The sequence below is a fragment of the Bacillus sp. D48C genome, assembly GCF_053345735.1.
Window position 1 is genome coordinate 1 of the sequence record NZ_JBKFAQ010000020.1, and the last position, 14,744, is coordinate 14,744.

At 34.8% G+C, this 14,744-nt stretch carries 27 protein-coding genes; 3 read left to right on the forward strand and 24 right to left on the reverse strand.

Annotation, left to right across the window (positions count from 1 at the left end):
• Positions 1 to 84 precede the first annotated feature (84 nt).
• From ACLBXA_RS27885 to ACLBXA_RS27975, 19 genes are all read right to left on the reverse strand, one after another.
• A complete protein-coding gene (locus ACLBXA_RS27885; RefSeq protein WP_447617631.1) occupies positions 85 to 489 on the reverse strand; it encodes a YopX family protein in 405 nt (134 codons plus the stop codon).
• A gap of 378 nt (positions 490 to 867) precedes the next feature.
• The gene (locus ACLBXA_RS27890) at positions 868 to 1,374 is read right to left on the reverse strand and encodes a dUTP diphosphatase (RefSeq protein ID WP_098331248.1); all 507 of its coding nucleotides are present in this window, start codon (positions 1,372 to 1,374) and stop codon (positions 868 to 870) included.
• A gap of 13 nt (positions 1,375 to 1,387) precedes the next feature.
• Positions 1,388 to 1,555, reverse strand: coding sequence for a hypothetical protein (locus tag ACLBXA_RS27895; RefSeq protein WP_447617632.1), 168 nt, complete (start codon positions 1,553 to 1,555; stop codon positions 1,388 to 1,390).
• A gap of 67 nt (positions 1,556 to 1,622) precedes the next feature.
• Positions 1,623 to 1,850 carry a hypothetical protein gene (locus ACLBXA_RS27900; protein ID WP_447617633.1) on the reverse strand — a complete coding sequence of 76 codons (228 nt, stop codon included), beginning with the start codon at positions 1,848 to 1,850 and terminating at the stop codon, positions 1,623 to 1,625.
• The gene (locus ACLBXA_RS27905; protein ID WP_447617634.1) at positions 1,843 to 1,977 is read right to left on the reverse strand and encodes a Fur-regulated basic protein FbpA; all 135 of its coding nucleotides are present in this window, start codon (positions 1,975 to 1,977) and stop codon (positions 1,843 to 1,845) included. The genes ACLBXA_RS27900 and ACLBXA_RS27905 overlap by 8 nt, the downstream gene beginning before the upstream one ends.
• Before the next feature lie 8 nt (positions 1,978 to 1,985).
• Complete coding sequence (locus tag ACLBXA_RS27910; RefSeq protein WP_447617635.1) at positions 1,986 to 2,393, reverse strand: hypothetical protein; 408 nt, start codon at positions 2,391 to 2,393, stop codon at positions 1,986 to 1,988.
• Positions 2,390 to 2,845 carry a nucleoside permease gene (locus tag ACLBXA_RS27915; RefSeq protein ID WP_447617636.1) on the reverse strand — a complete coding sequence of 152 codons (456 nt, stop codon included), beginning with the start codon at positions 2,843 to 2,845 and terminating at the stop codon, positions 2,390 to 2,392. The genes ACLBXA_RS27910 and ACLBXA_RS27915 overlap by 4 nt, the downstream gene beginning before the upstream one ends.
• 14 nt (positions 2,846 to 2,859) lie before the next feature.
• Positions 2,860 to 3,177, reverse strand: coding sequence for a hypothetical protein (locus ACLBXA_RS27920; protein WP_447617637.1), 318 nt, complete (start codon positions 3,175 to 3,177; stop codon positions 2,860 to 2,862).
• 12 nt (positions 3,178 to 3,189) lie between these two features.
• On the reverse strand, positions 3,190 to 3,474 hold the full coding sequence (locus ACLBXA_RS27925; RefSeq protein WP_447617638.1) for a hypothetical protein: 285 nt from the start codon (positions 3,472 to 3,474) through the stop codon (positions 3,190 to 3,192).
• Complete coding sequence (locus ACLBXA_RS27930; protein WP_447617639.1) at positions 3,458 to 3,910, reverse strand: cell division protein SepF; 453 nt, start codon at positions 3,908 to 3,910, stop codon at positions 3,458 to 3,460. The genes ACLBXA_RS27925 and ACLBXA_RS27930 overlap by 17 nt, the downstream gene beginning before the upstream one ends.
• Entirely contained in the window at positions 3,907 to 4,098 is a 192-nt protein-coding gene (locus tag ACLBXA_RS27935; protein WP_146738596.1) for a hypothetical protein, read from the reverse strand. The genes ACLBXA_RS27930 and ACLBXA_RS27935 overlap by 4 nt, the downstream gene beginning before the upstream one ends.
• Positions 4,085 to 4,558: a hypothetical protein gene (locus ACLBXA_RS27940; RefSeq protein WP_447617640.1), complete on the reverse strand. Its 474-nt coding sequence runs from the start codon at positions 4,556 to 4,558 to the stop codon at positions 4,085 to 4,087. Before ACLBXA_RS27940 ends, ACLBXA_RS27935 begins: the two co-directional genes overlap by 14 nt.
• Before the next feature lie 13 nt (positions 4,559 to 4,571).
• Entirely contained in the window at positions 4,572 to 5,453 is an 882-nt protein-coding gene (locus ACLBXA_RS27945; RefSeq protein WP_098021144.1) for an AAA family ATPase, read from the reverse strand.
• A complete protein-coding gene (locus tag ACLBXA_RS27950) occupies positions 5,404 to 6,321 on the reverse strand; it encodes a conserved phage C-terminal domain-containing protein (protein WP_257132382.1) in 918 nt (305 codons plus the stop codon). The genes ACLBXA_RS27945 and ACLBXA_RS27950 overlap by 50 nt, the downstream gene beginning before the upstream one ends.
• A 17-nt stretch (positions 6,322 to 6,338) precedes the next feature.
• Positions 6,339 to 6,515 (reverse strand): hypothetical protein, encoded by a 177-nt coding sequence (locus tag ACLBXA_RS27955; protein WP_176518776.1) that lies wholly within the window; start codon positions 6,513 to 6,515, stop codon positions 6,339 to 6,341.
• A 195-nt stretch (positions 6,516 to 6,710) separates the two neighbouring features.
• Positions 6,711 to 6,851, reverse strand: a complete 141-nt coding sequence (locus ACLBXA_RS27960; protein ID WP_176518775.1) for a hypothetical protein — start codon at positions 6,849 to 6,851, stop codon at positions 6,711 to 6,713.
• Positions 6,841 to 6,963 (reverse strand): hypothetical protein, encoded by a 123-nt coding sequence (locus ACLBXA_RS27965; RefSeq protein WP_255259228.1) that lies wholly within the window; start codon positions 6,961 to 6,963, stop codon positions 6,841 to 6,843. The genes ACLBXA_RS27960 and ACLBXA_RS27965 overlap by 11 nt, the downstream gene beginning before the upstream one ends.
• On the reverse strand, positions 6,964 to 7,758 hold the full coding sequence (locus ACLBXA_RS27970; RefSeq protein WP_447617641.1) for a phage antirepressor KilAC domain-containing protein: 795 nt from the start codon (positions 7,756 to 7,758) through the stop codon (positions 6,964 to 6,966). It lies immediately after the preceding gene.
• A gap of 17 nt (positions 7,759 to 7,775) precedes the next feature.
• Positions 7,776 to 7,997, reverse strand: a complete 222-nt coding sequence (locus tag ACLBXA_RS27975) for a helix-turn-helix transcriptional regulator (RefSeq protein WP_447617642.1) — start codon at positions 7,995 to 7,997, stop codon at positions 7,776 to 7,778.
• 174 nt (positions 7,998 to 8,171) lie between these two features.
• Here ACLBXA_RS27975 and ACLBXA_RS27980 point away from each other — a divergent pair, with 174 nt between their 5' ends.
• Entirely contained in the window at positions 8,172 to 8,513 is a 342-nt protein-coding gene (locus ACLBXA_RS27980) for a helix-turn-helix domain-containing protein (RefSeq protein ID WP_000142636.1), read from the forward strand.
• Between the two features lie 26 nt (positions 8,514 to 8,539).
• On the opposite strand, the gene ACLBXA_RS27985 is transcribed toward ACLBXA_RS27980, so the two are convergent.
• The 3 genes from ACLBXA_RS27985 to ACLBXA_RS27995 form a co-directional block, all read right to left on the reverse strand.
• Positions 8,540 to 8,674: a hypothetical protein gene (locus ACLBXA_RS27985; protein ID WP_447617643.1), complete on the reverse strand. Its 135-nt coding sequence runs from the start codon at positions 8,672 to 8,674 to the stop codon at positions 8,540 to 8,542.
• A gap of 158 nt (positions 8,675 to 8,832) precedes the next feature.
• Positions 8,833 to 8,985 carry a hypothetical protein gene (locus ACLBXA_RS27990; RefSeq protein ID WP_447617644.1) on the reverse strand — a complete coding sequence of 51 codons (153 nt, stop codon included), beginning with the start codon at positions 8,983 to 8,985 and terminating at the stop codon, positions 8,833 to 8,835.
• 40 nt (positions 8,986 to 9,025) lie between these two features.
• A complete protein-coding gene (locus tag ACLBXA_RS27995; protein ID WP_447617645.1) occupies positions 9,026 to 10,156 on the reverse strand; it encodes an AimR family lysis-lysogeny pheromone receptor in 1,131 nt (376 codons plus the stop codon).
• Positions 10,157 to 10,655: 499 nt separating this feature from the next.
• On the opposite strand from ACLBXA_RS27995, the gene ACLBXA_RS28000 reads away from it, so the two are divergent.
• Positions 10,656 to 11,000: a helix-turn-helix domain-containing protein gene (locus ACLBXA_RS28000; RefSeq protein ID WP_047387689.1), complete on the forward strand. Its 345-nt coding sequence runs from the start codon at positions 10,656 to 10,658 to the stop codon at positions 10,998 to 11,000.
• 192 nt (positions 11,001 to 11,192) lie between these two features.
• Positions 11,193 to 11,654: a DUF3862 domain-containing protein gene (locus ACLBXA_RS28005; RefSeq protein WP_447617646.1), complete on the forward strand. Its 462-nt coding sequence runs from the start codon at positions 11,193 to 11,195 to the stop codon at positions 11,652 to 11,654.
• A 25-nt stretch (positions 11,655 to 11,679) separates the two neighbouring features.
• On the opposite strand, the gene ACLBXA_RS28010 is transcribed toward ACLBXA_RS28005, so the two are convergent.
• Positions 11,680 to 12,144, reverse strand: a complete 465-nt coding sequence (locus ACLBXA_RS28010) for an SHOCT domain-containing protein (protein ID WP_098331237.1) — start codon at positions 12,142 to 12,144, stop codon at positions 11,680 to 11,682.
• 282 nt (positions 12,145 to 12,426) lie between these two features.
• Positions 12,427 to 13,530: a DUF4238 domain-containing protein gene (locus tag ACLBXA_RS28015; protein ID WP_447617647.1), complete on the reverse strand. Its 1,104-nt coding sequence runs from the start codon at positions 13,528 to 13,530 to the stop codon at positions 12,427 to 12,429.
• Positions 13,531 to 14,744: the final 1,214 nt, after the last annotated feature.

Genomic DNA, 14,744 nt, shown 5'->3' on the forward strand with positions numbered 1-14,744 from the left:
TGCAATATTCTTTTTATGATTACTCTTTCTATACATAAGTCTAAAATTTATAAAACACTTTAATTTTCCATCTTCTCAAAATAACTATTTTGTCCAGTTTTCTAATAGCTCTAAATTCTCATAGATATTACCTTTTACATGATTTAGATTTAATTCACTCCACAATAATTCAGCGTGATCTACCCCGTTGCAAATCCACCAAGCGCCTTCCATCTGCTTAACTGCTCCTGAGAATCCATCTGTTTCTTCCATACGATCATGAAATTCTTGATAGACAATGTCCCCTTCGTAAATTTCTTTACCTTTTACATCCTTAATTCCCGTGTATTGAAGTAGCTCAACATCTTTTAAAGGAGAGATGTACGCCGCATAACAAATACCATCAACGATATGTGCTAATTGCACTCTTTCTTTAGCGAAGTCTATAAATCCGACTTCATACATTTTCTCCATTACTTTGTCCCATGCTCGGAACTTAATATCGTCCATCTTCATTCCCCTTTACGAATAATCTTTTCCACATTACACATACTATCTATGAGTCAGCTACACTCTTTCAAAACGGAGTTTTACCCCTCCGGACTGTTTAGGCACATGGCAGGTAATTTGGTCAATTACCTGCCATTTCCGACCAAATAACGCTTTTGTTTAATAAAAATTAATTAACTATAATTTGAAAAATCGGAAACATTTATTCAATGTTTTTTCCGAATACTCATGCTATTATTTATGTGCTGATGTTCACCATCCCAAGAACTCAGTAATTTCATCCATAGGCTCCACTCTCACCCTTTTGAGAGTGGAGCTTTTATTTATAGAACTGTACTTATCACTCTGTGTATTTTTGTACAAAATTCAAATTTTGTCTTAATATCCGCTCGCTAGTCGATCATAGTTAACTTGGTTCTTATCAAAGTACGACTTTTCCATATCTTCAAATGTCATGCCTAATTTCAATCCGATTACTACTATTGAAGCTAATGAAATTGTGTACTCTCTCGGAACACTAAAATCTGCCGTATAGACTATTTCAAACAACCTATGATATGAGAGTGATTGAGTGTTGTTTATATCATCAGCAATAGCTGCCTGTAAATCTTCGTTCAGCAGAATTTCTAAATGTCCGTACTTATTACCCAAACTAGCCATAAAGTGCATGCAATCCGCCCATTCATCATACTGACGCGCCTTATCATTCTTTTTGTTCTTCTTCCAATACTTGAAGAACCCAATCTCATTACTTAACTCACCTAACTCCGTAAATAATGCGTGTGTAACATCGCCAGTTAGGTTTTTGCCTTCTAACCCATGAACCTCAACAACTTTACGATCTAGCTTGTCCTGTGCTTCAAAAATCTTTTGTATGTTTAACATTCCGTTTCGCTCCTTATAAGTAACTTTTCAATTTCTCTTTCTGTTTCTTCAACACTTCCAATGAAAGCTTCGTCTTCCGCTTCTCGTTATCCAATCCAACCAAGTGATATTCCATTTTGCGAATCTCATCCTCTACTACCTCAAGTTCGCTTTGCACCTGCATTGCGGTTTCTTTTTTCATCACTTACCTCCCTTTGCTTCGCTAATTAACTTAGTGATTTCATAAACCCCATTCTCTTTTGATTTCATTACTTTTCACCTTCCTTCTTATCAATCTCAATCATTTCATTACGTACCTCTTGCAGAAAATCTATATACTGTCCAATTTCTTTCTGATCCATTGTAGATATTTCATCGTCACTTACACATTCAGTGATATCAACCAAGCACAGAGACTCCATATTTTCTCCACGTGATATCATATTAGATTTTGTTACTGCAATCGCTCCGAACCCGTATTCAAATGTTTTATTCATCTTCCCCATCCCTTTCTAACAGCCCCGTCAGTTCTTCAATCGACCCTTCAAATAAGTCGCGCCCATCCGGTAGCTTGTATATGTTAATATCGATTAATTTGTTGATTAAAACGTCTTGCCTTTCCATGTTGCCTCCTAACTTATCTGCTGTACTTCTCTACGATTCATTACTGGCTTCGTAGCCGCTTCGTAAGGATCCATTCCTCTTTTAACCCGTTGGTAAAAAGTAACGTCCTTGATTCCGTTTTTTCTTGCTAATTCCAAGTGTGCCGCATACCCTTTCGGTTTCGTTGCCGCTTCATACAGATCCATACCACCTTTAACTCTTTTCCAAAAGGTTATCCTACTGATTCCATTACGTTCAGCGATCATAACCATACTAGCTTTAATTTCGCCTTTTCTCCTTCTAACCGGAACTGTTATAGCGCGTTCTAATTCCCATCCGTAATTATTAACGCGTTGATATACATTTAATTTGCTAATTCCATTATTAGCTGCTTTCTCGTAATTTTCATCAGTGATAACAGGGCCGTAATACCTCACGATATTTCCTCCTTATCTTTTACTGAGCAACGTTTCCCTGTATTTTTTACTGGTTTTGTTGCCGCCTTTTCTAAATCCCAACCATGAATATTTACTCTCGATATAAAAGTTGAGTAACCAATACCGTTCTGTTTTGCGATATCTATCCAACACCTTCTCTCAGCTTTAGCTCCGTTGATTGGTCTTGTAACCGCTTCTTCATATCCCCATCCAAGAACATTTATCCTGCTATAAAAAGTACTAGCGTTTATTCCGTTTTCTTGAGCTTTTCTAATCCATTTCTCATATCTTCCTTTGTAATTATGTCTAATCGTTCCAGGTGGAGCGGTTAACGCTTCCTCTAACTCCCATTTATCTGTTTTATAGATTCGATAGTATAGTGTATGTCTGCTTATTCCGTTAGCTTTTGCTCTTGCGCGCTCCTCATCGGTTAACCAGCGATTTAAAGTCATCCCTTTCCCCTCCCTTAACCAATTTCTTTTAATTCTCCGTTTTCATCGTAGCGATTCCCTTGCTTTCCTGGTGGCTTCGTAGCTGCTAAATGATATGACCAACCTCTTTTTAATCGGCTATAGAATGTAAAACGTGATACGCCATTTTGTTCGGCGATATGCATCCACTCTCCGTGTTTTCTATCAAAGTCCATTTTCTTTGTGCCAACTGGTTGTGTTGTCGCTCTTTCGATATCCCAGTCATAACGGTATATCCGTTCTTGCAACCTTCTTCTGTCAATCCCATTTAATTCAGCTTTTTTATAATGCTCGTCCAAGATAAAGAAGTTCATTATCACGCCCTCCTAATTACGGTTAGTTCCGGTTAGTTTAGTAGCTGCATCTTCTAATTTCCATCCCTTTCGCATCCTTGCATAAAATACGTTCAAACTAATTCCGTTCTTTAATGCGATTTTGTGGAATCCCTTGTACTTACCTAACCATTGAGTAGCTATAGGCGTTTTTATGGCACGCTCTATTGTCCATCCATAATGTTTCACACGTTGGTATACGTTTTCCTTACTGATTCCATTTTTCTCTGCGATTTCATAATGTTCATACATGATCACCTCATCATAAGCCGTTGACATTTTCATTCCCCTCCCATTTCAAATATCTAGTGACAAACTGTGGTTCAAATCCATCATCTAAAAGAATTCGCATTGCTATCGACTTTTTTTGATCTCGATGTTTTTTAAAGAGCGCTTCTGCCTCATCCCAACTGAAATCTTTATTTATGTCCCTGTTATAGCGCCATATCGCCGTGACATAGTCTATAAACATATCAAACTTATGATCTATCTTTTCTTTGCTTGAAAGCTCCTGTGAGCTCTTAGCTTGCTTTGGAATCATAGCGCGAACATTTGTGAATCCTTTGTTCCCTGGTTTGTTTTTAATATGTGCTTTCTTCTTGTCGAAAACAGATCCTTTTAACGGTTCTTGATTTTGATTTAGGAACTTTTCAGACGTATTAATAGCTTTATAATCAAAACTTCCAACGACATCTTCTAACGTTAATTGCTTCATGCCACATCGCCTTTTTTCTCTTCCTGCTGCATACGATGGATTTCCATTAACCTCGCTATAACGGTATGACGCTTTTTATCCACTTCTTCTGGCGTCTGATTCGCTACTTCGCAAATACATGGCCCAAACTGATACATCCCCGTTCCAATGTCGTTTTGAATTACTCCAGTTCCGTTACACGCGCACATAATCGTCATCCTTTCTTATTACAACTTCCAGTCCATGATCTGATATCTGAGCTACTGCAAAAGCCATATTGTTATGACCAGCAATGTTTAAACGTAATTTATTGAAGATGTATAGTAATTCTTTATCTGAAAATTCAATCTTTTTATCTGTTGGCTGTCGCAATAATTGCCCTTCCGTTTTTTCTAACACATCAATTTCAATACTGATTTTTTCTTCCTCAATTAACTGGTGCACTTCCCTTATGCTCTTACGGTACCCGTAATGCTTACCTACTGTTTTTATTAAATCAAACAGTGTCTTCGTTTCAATTCTTCTTACGGTAGGATCGCCGTAACAAATTGAGCAAGCTGTAATATTTTTTTCTTCAATGTACACTTCATGAATGTCGATGTTATCAATGGCGGCACCGCATATATCGCAATATGGTTTAGATGGAGCTTGTACATCATCAAACAACATTTTCATATCCCCCTTAGAATCCTAAATGCTCAATACGTTTATCTGACGTTTCCTTAAATACAATTGCTTCAGCTTTATTTAAAATTCGGCTGCCTAACTTCTTATCATATTTTTTGAATATATCTCCACTTGATAAGTTAGTTGTTGTGATAGTTACTTTCCCTTGTCTTCCGTTCGTTACTGCATAAAGTACACGTTGGATAAAGTTGCTAGCTTCATCCGTTCTGTTCATTGATCCGCTTTCTGCACCTAAATCATCAAGTACCAGGAAATCGACACTTGTCAGAAGATCTACACAATACTCTTCCGTATACTTAGAATCTTTGTTATTAAATGAATCCTTGATAAGTCGCATTAATTGTTCAATCTCTACATACAAGCAACTTTTCATTTTTGAATAAGTTAGTTCGTCGTTATCTTTCTCGCCATCTGATATTTCATAGAAGTATCCTCTTAATTCTCTTAGGATTGAATAAGCTAAATGACTTTTACCTGCACCCTGCACACCTACAATAAATACGTTTTTTACCTCACCTTTTTTCAGCCGCTCTACAATGCCCTCTACGATCTTTTTGTTCGCTCTAGTCTCTTTACATTCCGTTCTGTAATTGGAAAGTGTAGCTTCGAGAATTTCTTCGTTACTAATGATGCTGTGCTTTGCAAGCATGTTGAATTTCTTAGTTCTTTTAATTTTCTTGTAATGATTGTTCGCCTGTTCTTTTAACACTCTGTCGTTTTCCTCAACGACACACCGTGGGCAGACAACTTGTCCTTCGAATTCGATCATCTGAATTGGTTTAATGATTTTTTTGTTACCAGTTCCATAAGAATGTTTCATGCATGTATCAGAATGGAAGTTCACCTTTAAATCCAGGGATTGGGCTACTCGTTGCATTGCTGTTGCCGACATTGTTTTTCGCTCCTCTTTCATTTAAATAACTTTCGAATTTTGTACCAAATAACGTTTCTGGTCGTAAGTACTGACTCATGTGCGAGTCATTTAACCATTGTGCTGCTTTTATATCAATAACTCGTTTAAAATCATCTATAGTAAAACTGTCTTTAAATCTAGCCTTTATTAACGTTCTAGTTTTCGCTGTTTTATGTTTAAAAGATTTACCTGCTTTTTCATTGAGATAAGAAACGATATCTTCATAAGGGATGTTGTCTTTTGGCTGCTCTTTTTGGCCAGAAGACTTATTATCTTTTAATGTAGTAATCTTTGTAGTAGTTTCTGTAGTAATCTCTGTATTTGTCCCACGTTCCAGTGTGGGAGCCTCTCCCTTTTCAGTGTGGGAGCCTCCCTCGTTATAATGTGGGAGGGTATCTCTTTCTAATGTGATAGGGTCCTGATATAAAATGGATATTTTTTGAATATTTTCTACCACAGGTTCTACATACATAACATTGTTGAGCCTAGTTCCGTTAACTATGATGGTGCGAAATTCAATAGTAATTAATTTCTTTTTTAACAAGTATTTACACGCTTCCAATACTTGTCGTTTCGTAAAGCCAAATGAATCCGCTAGCTGCTGATAACTCTTCTGAAGCTTGTCCGCCTTGAATTTTTGTTTATAACGAATTTCATTTGTTTTCTCATCGCGTATCTCAGTTGGTTTGTACCAATAAAAAATTTCACTTAATACAGTAATAGCAACCATGTACGGCTTACCGTTATCTAAAGTAAGGTGTTTAAACCAACCTTGATCCATCGTATTACCACGTAAGTTTATTCTTGCGATTTTCATCACATTGTTGTTCATTCAGTTCACCTTCTTCATTAGACGCTTTCTCTTTCGCATAACGCTATATCGCCTTGAATCTCAATGATTTTGTATCCTGGATAGCGATCAGGAGTAATGTACTCAATCGCCTTCATTTTCACTTCTCTTTCGTTTTTTACGCCCTCCCATACCCATGAAGGAAGGACGACTTTTGATTGGTTTTTATCTAACATAGGTTCTCACTCCTTGTTGACTGTGATATAATAGAGGTACAAATATTGCGTCGTTTCTTGAACCAGTCGATTAGGGGTAATCGGCTGGTTTTTATTTTATTTTGATGCTTTCACGCATCGGAATATCCAGGAACCTTTCGGTAAGGTGGGGACCAACATTAGATTCCTGGATATTCCGACAAGCAAGAGCCTGTCCTATTTAGCTAGAGTGATAAACTCTTTATGCATTTCCTCAACCTTATCTGCGCTGTTATGTATCCCTCTAGCTCTTAAACTGCGTATCATTTTGATGATATTCTGTTTCTCTTCCTTATCGCGTTGCTCTCTACTTGTCATCTTCAAGCCATCCTGCTCTCTTTGCTACAACATCTATTCGGTGTACCAGGTATACTGATAAACTTATTGCTGCTGATACGATTAACAGTGATAATGTGCTTTCTTCCATCATTTAAACCGCCTCCCTATCCATTTCTGGAATGATTCCGCGTTTCTTTAGAAGTTCATGGATGAAGATTCTTCCTTTTTGCTTCCAACGAGTATTCATTTTTACTGATCTGCTTCCATCTGTATGCACTACATCAACTGTTTTCGATTTTGTGTAACCTTTGTTTTGGTGTTTGGAATAAAGTAACCATTGATTATTTACTTTGTACTGTACTTTTTCATCATTCAGGATTTTATTTAGCCTCATTGCTGATAAACCATAGTCAGCTGCAATCTGTGAAACCGTTACTGTATCTTGTGATTGAAGAATTTGATCTAGATATGTAATCTTTGATGCGTTTTCTGCAATTTGTTGTGTTAACATAAGATTCTTTTGCTCTGCAACCTGTCTCGCTTGTTGTTCTTGCTTAAGTTGTGATGCAAGACCGATAATTAAGTCTGGATCTTGAAGTAGAGCATTAATTGTGTTCGGTGTCATGTATGCTCCATGTTTTCTAATAGAAGGAAGCACTTCACTTGTTACCCATTTTTTGAACGCTTTCGCTTGTGGTTTGCGTGATCGTAAGATTGAAGAATATAGTCCAGATTCATTGATAACCGTTAATTTTTGTACTCCTTGAACGGTCTGTATATTATGCAGACCCTTTTCATCTTCATCTAATGTTCTTGTCATTGAGCTTGCTTCGCTAAAACCTAAAATGTCAGATACATCTTTTGCTACAAACCAAGCATCTTCACCTTGCACTACCGTTCGAACCTGTCCGAACTCTTCGTTATTGAAAACTTGTAATTGATTCATTTGCTTTCCTCCTCCATTTAAATGATAAATTTTTTATCATCAAATGCCGAAAAATAATCAGGGAAAAGTTCTTTAACACTTACACTAAAAACATCCTGATACTTAACCATTATATCTGGCCTCGGTATATATCCGCTCTCAATTTTACGAACATAAACCGTTGATATACCTAACTTTTCAGCTAATTGCTTTTGTGTGAATTTCATCTTTTTTCTTTCAATTCTTAAGATGTTATTCATTTAACCACCTTCCATTTCAACTCGCGTTTCTTTGTTGACTTCAGTATAAATGATAAATTTTTTATCGTCAACAGATTTTATAAATTTTTTATCATTTTTACGAAAAGGGGTTTAAAGTGATAAAATTTGTATCTATAATGTAATTAAGGATTTACTGAGAGGGGAAAATTTAAAATGACTTTTGGAGAAAAACTAAAACAACTGAGGGGCAAGCGTACACAAGGTGATGTAGCTAACCTATTAAACATATCAAGAGCAACATACTCACATTTAGAAAATAACCGAATTGAACCTAGTATGACTGTATTGAACTCTATTGCGGATCTGTTTTGTGTTTCAACGGATTACTTATTAGGAAGATCATCAGATCCACGCTTAACTGAAGAACAAGATAAAACAGCTGATGAAATGGCTAGAAGATTTATGGAATTAGTGGCTGATTTACCTAAAGAAGAGCAAGAAAATGCATGGAAACAAGCAGCAATGTATGTAAACTTCACGAAAAATCAAAAATAATATACATCATAAAAGAAGCTAACTACTCAGTTAGCTTCTTTTAATTTCTCTTCTGTATATGTATGAGAAGTGATTTCTTCTAAAACCTCTCCTGGATTAGTTCCCTTGTTTTCTAAAAGCCATTTAACCATTAATTCTCTTGCTAATTTCTCTTTTGTCATTTCTAATTCCCCCTACATCCCCAAATAATTGTATTTTTTTGGAATTAATTCTGTTTTTATATAATCTAAAAAAAACAGAAAATCTCCAGAAACCACGAATGCGACCACCCCTGAAGGATGATCGCATTCTTTATATCGTATATTAAATATCCAAAGCCTTACCAGCCACCTGGATCCTGAGAATATAAAACTATAGGTTGTTTAGCTTCAGCTGCCGTTTGTTTTGTTTGCTCATTCGGCACATTAGAAGAGTTTAATAAAAATCCTCCTAATACAGCTAACATAGGTATAATTGCTAAAAGTTTTTTCAAGTTTGATTCACCTACCTTTAAAGATAATTATACCATTTTTTCAAGATAAGCCCAAGTATATTTTTGTTATTTGCGAGTAAAATATATCGCCTTTTCGTAATAATTTTTCATGAGCTTCTTTCATCAAACGTTCATTATCTTGTGCCATTGCTAGGTAGACAGTTTGTATAGCGCTTAATGATCCGGTTTCAGTTTTAAGATTTATTAGCATTTGTTCTGCCTCTTTTTTAAAACCTTGTCTTATCTTCAAGAATGCCATTTCAGCTGTATGAATTTCAGTTAATGTATCCAAATCTTTTGAATGATATATCTTCAAAAAAGATAAAGTATACTGGAACATTTTCTTTTTCTCTTCAACGCCAACATAATCTAAATCGCTTAATACCTCATATGCCTTAATTAAATATTTTTTTGATTTCTCATAATCCTCAAAAATATATGATTCCCCTAACTTGAAATAGGCTATAGCTTCAGGTAATAAGTAATACGGATTGAGTTGACATACACTTAACATTTCATTGCATTTCTTTCGTGCTTCAACAATATTGCCATTTCTCAATAAGAGAACCGCTTCTGCTTCTTTTAAGCGTAAGTCAAATGTCTTTTCTATAAATTCATTTGATATTTCTTTAATATTGTTCTGGATTTCATCCATCTTGTCAGAAATTAAATTATGGTTACCTGTTTGGTATAGCAATTGGCATAACAACAAATCGATTAGAATTTTCATTTCTAAACAACTTGTCTTTTTATTTTTTTCTCGCATCAAATTATAAAATTCAAGTAGTTCAACTTTTTCAGTAAATCTTTTATGGATTAAATCATAGACGTTAGACCATTCTCTATTTACAGCAGTTTTTGATTCTTTCTCTTGATCTACGATTACTTTTAATGAATCGAAATCACCGCGCAAAGATAAATACTCCATGATTTCTCTTCTGTTTTTAGGTTTCGCTACTTTTGCGTATCTAGAAATAAATTCTCTCTCTGTTTTTGTTCCTTTATTCAACAAAGCTAATGATGCAGACAAGTATGAGAAGCGCATTTGTCTTCTCCCTTTAAATACATCAGATACGCCACTAGGAGATATACCCCAACATGTAGCTAATTTACCATTCGTAATTCCAGCTAAACACAAATCCCCTTTAAGACTATTTAATAATTCTTGCAAGATGTTGTCCCCCTTGTCGGAACAAAAAGACACGTTATACCCATTTTGTTACATTTAGAGGAAAACGCGTCACTACATTCAAAAGATGTGTTATAATTTATGTAAGACTTGCAGTAAGTGTTTTCCCTAGCTGAGGTAGGGAAAGCGGTATAAGAGTGCGCTAACACTACTTATACACGCTGTGAGTCTTTTTTACGTCCGTTTATTTTATTATTTTCATAATATCACATTTTTGGCAAATTTCAGTCATGCAGTTATCTGATAATTGTTGAGAAAGTTGTAAAACCGTTATATACCAACGTTTATCAGCTGACATGAAAATAAAATATGCAATTATGCATGTAATGTAATAAAGACCTCACATGCATATTTTACCACAAAATCGAACTTTTGTTCTATTTTATTTTGGGATTATGATTATTTTTCTATCATTATACTACATTAGACAATATATCTATCATTTATAGTATATCGATATGTCTATAACTATACTAATAGTATGAAAACTTTAGGTGAAACTTTAAAAAATCTTAGGAAAAGTCGTTCGCTTAGACAAGCTGATTTGGCTCATGAGCTAAACCTTAGTCGTAGTCAAATTAACAACTATGAAAATGGTTTTTCTGAACCAGATCTTACAACTTTGTTTCGTCTCGCCTCCTTCTTTAATGTATCGCTAGATGCGCTTACTGGTCGCACTGACGCTACTGATGATGAAAGGCTACATAATACTCTGATTGGTGTTCAAAAAACGTATGGGGCGTTATCTGAAAGCCAAAGAGAGAACTTCTGTAAGCAACTTGATCATTATGTAAAGTTCTTAGGTGAGAATAATGAAATATTGTGATTTGATTTCATCATAAAAGAAATCTTTTCCAAAGGAAAGAGGTAAAATTTTACATAATTTTACCAATCCTACCAACAGGACTATTTAGTCCTGTTTTTTATTTTTCTTCGACAAAATATGACATAATAGTTGTAACTGTTTCTGTTATGATAAACACGAAAATCTTACATTTTATCATTGGGGGACTACATAATGGGGAAAATTTTTAAGTTTGGGTGTTTAGGAATCATTGCTTTAATCGTACTTGGTGCTATTGGAGCGGCATTAAGCGGAGGAGACGACGACAAGAAAGAAAAGGCTTCTACTGAACCAAAACAAGAAACACAAACTCCTGCTGCTAAAGAAGAGCCTAAAAAAGAAGAAGTAAAAAAGGAAGAACCTAAAAAGGAGGAGCCTAAGAAAGAAGAAGCTCCGAAGAACAAACCTGGAATTAGCAAAGCTGAGTTCGATCAAATTCAAAACGGAATGAGTTATGACGAAGTTAAAGCTATTATTGGTAGTGACGGGGAAGTTTTATCTGAAACAGGTCAAGCCGGCGATCAATTCCATACAATTATGTATAAATGGGATGGAGAAAAAGGATTTGGCGCTAATGCGAACTTCATGTTCCAAGAAGGTAAATTACAAAATAAATCTCAATTCGGTTTAAAATAAAGAAAGCACTCATATGAGTGCTTTTTTAAATTCCTAATAATTGCTTTTTCTTCGCTTGGAACTCTTCTTCAGAAATAACTCCTTGATCTAACAACTCTTTATACTTCAATATTTCATCCGCCCCACTTACTGATGCAGAAACTTGAGGTTTACTTTTATTAGCTAAGATACTCTCGATATACTCTTTAATTTCTACAGCCATTTTTTCTTCTTTTTTTGTAAACATAACTGTGTTTTCATCTGCAGCTGCAGCCATAACTCCTTTTTTACTTTCTTGACTACCCATGAAAATAAATTGTATGTAACCATTTGTGAAGAAATTGGCTTTTTTAATTTGGATACCAGTCATGTTGTTAATATCAATTGTTTTTTCGCCATCTAATCCATGATTTAAAAAGTTCAAGGCTCCTCTTCGCTTCAGTCGAATGAAGTTACCCTCTATTCTTACTACTGTTTTCCCTGCCCCTTTAAACTCAAAAGTTCTATCCAAGCTCTCCACCCCTATAATTATATAATGTATTACTCAAATATTATAACTCTGAATCTTTATTTACAAAATATAGATTTTAATAACATTTCTCAATGTACAAAACAACTTAACGTGGTAAAATAATATTTGGATTGGCGTCCAATACATATTATTAAAATTAAGATGGTTCAAGTCGGAGGAAGGCACCTTAGGGTGTCTTTTCTTTATTTATTATAAAAAAACTCCTAAGCATTCATATACTAAGGAGTTTATCGATTAAAAGATAGAACAGTTTTGAATTCCTTAAATTAAATTGTCAAAAGACAGTTTAAAATCCTTATATTCTTGCTGTCTTCGTTTTAAATTATCCCTAATAAATCTAGATTCCATTCTGTGAATTCCACCCATATGAGATGGGATTTCTAAACTATTTGCATACTCAGAAATCTTCATCCATGCAAAATTAATATCTTTTCTCACACTATTTTTACTAATTAGCATTAATTCATTATTTGAATCAGTAGATTTAAGAGTAGAAATTTCTCTTTCTAATTCTTTAGTTTTTGGTTCACTCTTATTTTCAGTGTGAATTCTATCAATCAAATTCCTTTTTGTAATTTGATTGAAAAATATATTATTATAAGCATTTAAATAAAATAGCTCATTTAACTTATCTACATCTCTAGCCTTCTTTAATATCAAAACTCCATTATTCTCCTCTGGAATATCATACGCATACTGATCGTATAACAAAATACATTTTTCAGGAGAAATAGGAAAAAACAATTGTATACCTCTATTTGGATAGCCAAAACCACATTCATAACGTTTATTTATATAAAATGGATTATACCTAACTAAAGGATTATCCGATGTTATAAACTTTCTTGCTCCTGTTTTCTCTACAATTAAAAGTGGTTTTAAATCCATTAAAAAAGGAACCATATCTAACGAATACTGTATACCTAATACAGGCGATTGTTTCAATCCAATTTTAATATCATCCAAATTTTTATCTTTAAATTCTGTTGTTTCCTTCAGTATAGATTTCATAATAAAATCAACAATATTATTATGTGAATCTGCAAATTTTAAATTTCTGCCTTCACTGACAAGTAAAAATCTAATTAAATGTCTATATTCTTCTGTAGATTTTCTAGGAAAAGTATCAGTTTCCAATATCCCTTTTAATATAATCGCAGCTTTTCGCTCAATCTCTTTATCTAAAAAATTTTCAATTTCATTATCTGAACCATAAAAGTTATGCTTTTGACACATATCTTTTATTGAAGCATTTGGAATATACTTAGACCTAGCGATATGAAAAGTACCAATAGCTTTACCTGTATTCGAAAAATTCCTTAAATAAAATTGCGGAACATAATGTTGTCTATTTTTTTCTGCCATAATTCCCCCACCTTATACTAAAATATATTTACTACCTTATAATAAACCAACATATCCCATAACATTAAAACACATATTAAAGATATAATATTATATTATCCAATAATTTCACGTACTATACATGTTGTATTAAATCAAATTCAGCAATAAGACCTATTCTACCATCCATTCCCTTATGCTCTAACCAAGTAAGTAGTAAATCCTTTATTTATTCCTCTATCTTAGTAAGTAATTCCCCCAGATCTTAAACAATCTCATATATTTCTACTTTTCTTCGTAATTAAACTTGACTGAAGGTCTTGATGGTTTTTATCATGTGGGAGCGATTATGGAATACGGCTGGAAGGCAGATTTATCCCCTACTTTGAAAGACTACAAAAAAGTAATCGATCAAAATAGATGGATAAGCGTCTTGTTTTCGCCATGCGGGCACTTATAAGGTATCCGTATGTATAGACCCTGTTCACTCAGCGATTTTCACCGCATACATCCTTTTACTATGGCTTGTCCTTGTAATATCGTCCCTACACGACAAACTGAATGTACTCCCTAGCACCTTGATGCTAACGATAACCACCCGAACCTTTTAGGGATTCGTCCCTGGGCAAGTTCTCGCCCTCCCTCACCAGAAGAACAGGATTCCAATGAGGGGTGCTGTTTTTGTAGGCGTATACTCTGTACCCCCTGCACGACCAACAGCTAGCCACGCACGTAATACGTTCCTCCTATATGTATAGCAGCACGGAATTACGGCTTATCAGTTTTTATTTACGTGGTATCAGGCAATTCCACGCGAACAAAAAACAAAAAGGCATCCCAATTCCTAAATGGCCTGTAGATCCACAAGACTTCTAGGTTTAGAGATGCCCGCTATATATCTTTTGACTGCAAAAAATACAATTCTAGCATTTACTAGTTGAATTTTAGTCAAACAATAGATAAAATGGGTATATCAAAGAAGCCTCGTGAAAAGGCATAGTTGTTTAAGGATAGTGTTGGTGCACTACTTAAACGTTAACACTGTGGTTGAATACAGTTCGTTTCTAGCCAAGTGGTGGTACACTAGCTAGATAAGTCATTCCCGCTAATGGTTGGCGCCAATAGCATATGGGAGTGGCTTTTTGTTTTGTGTTCATATTCAATTGTTGTATCGTTCTTCGTTTATGTAAAATATCAAACTATGTTTAGTTTTGTAGAATGTTGCTTGTTGTTTA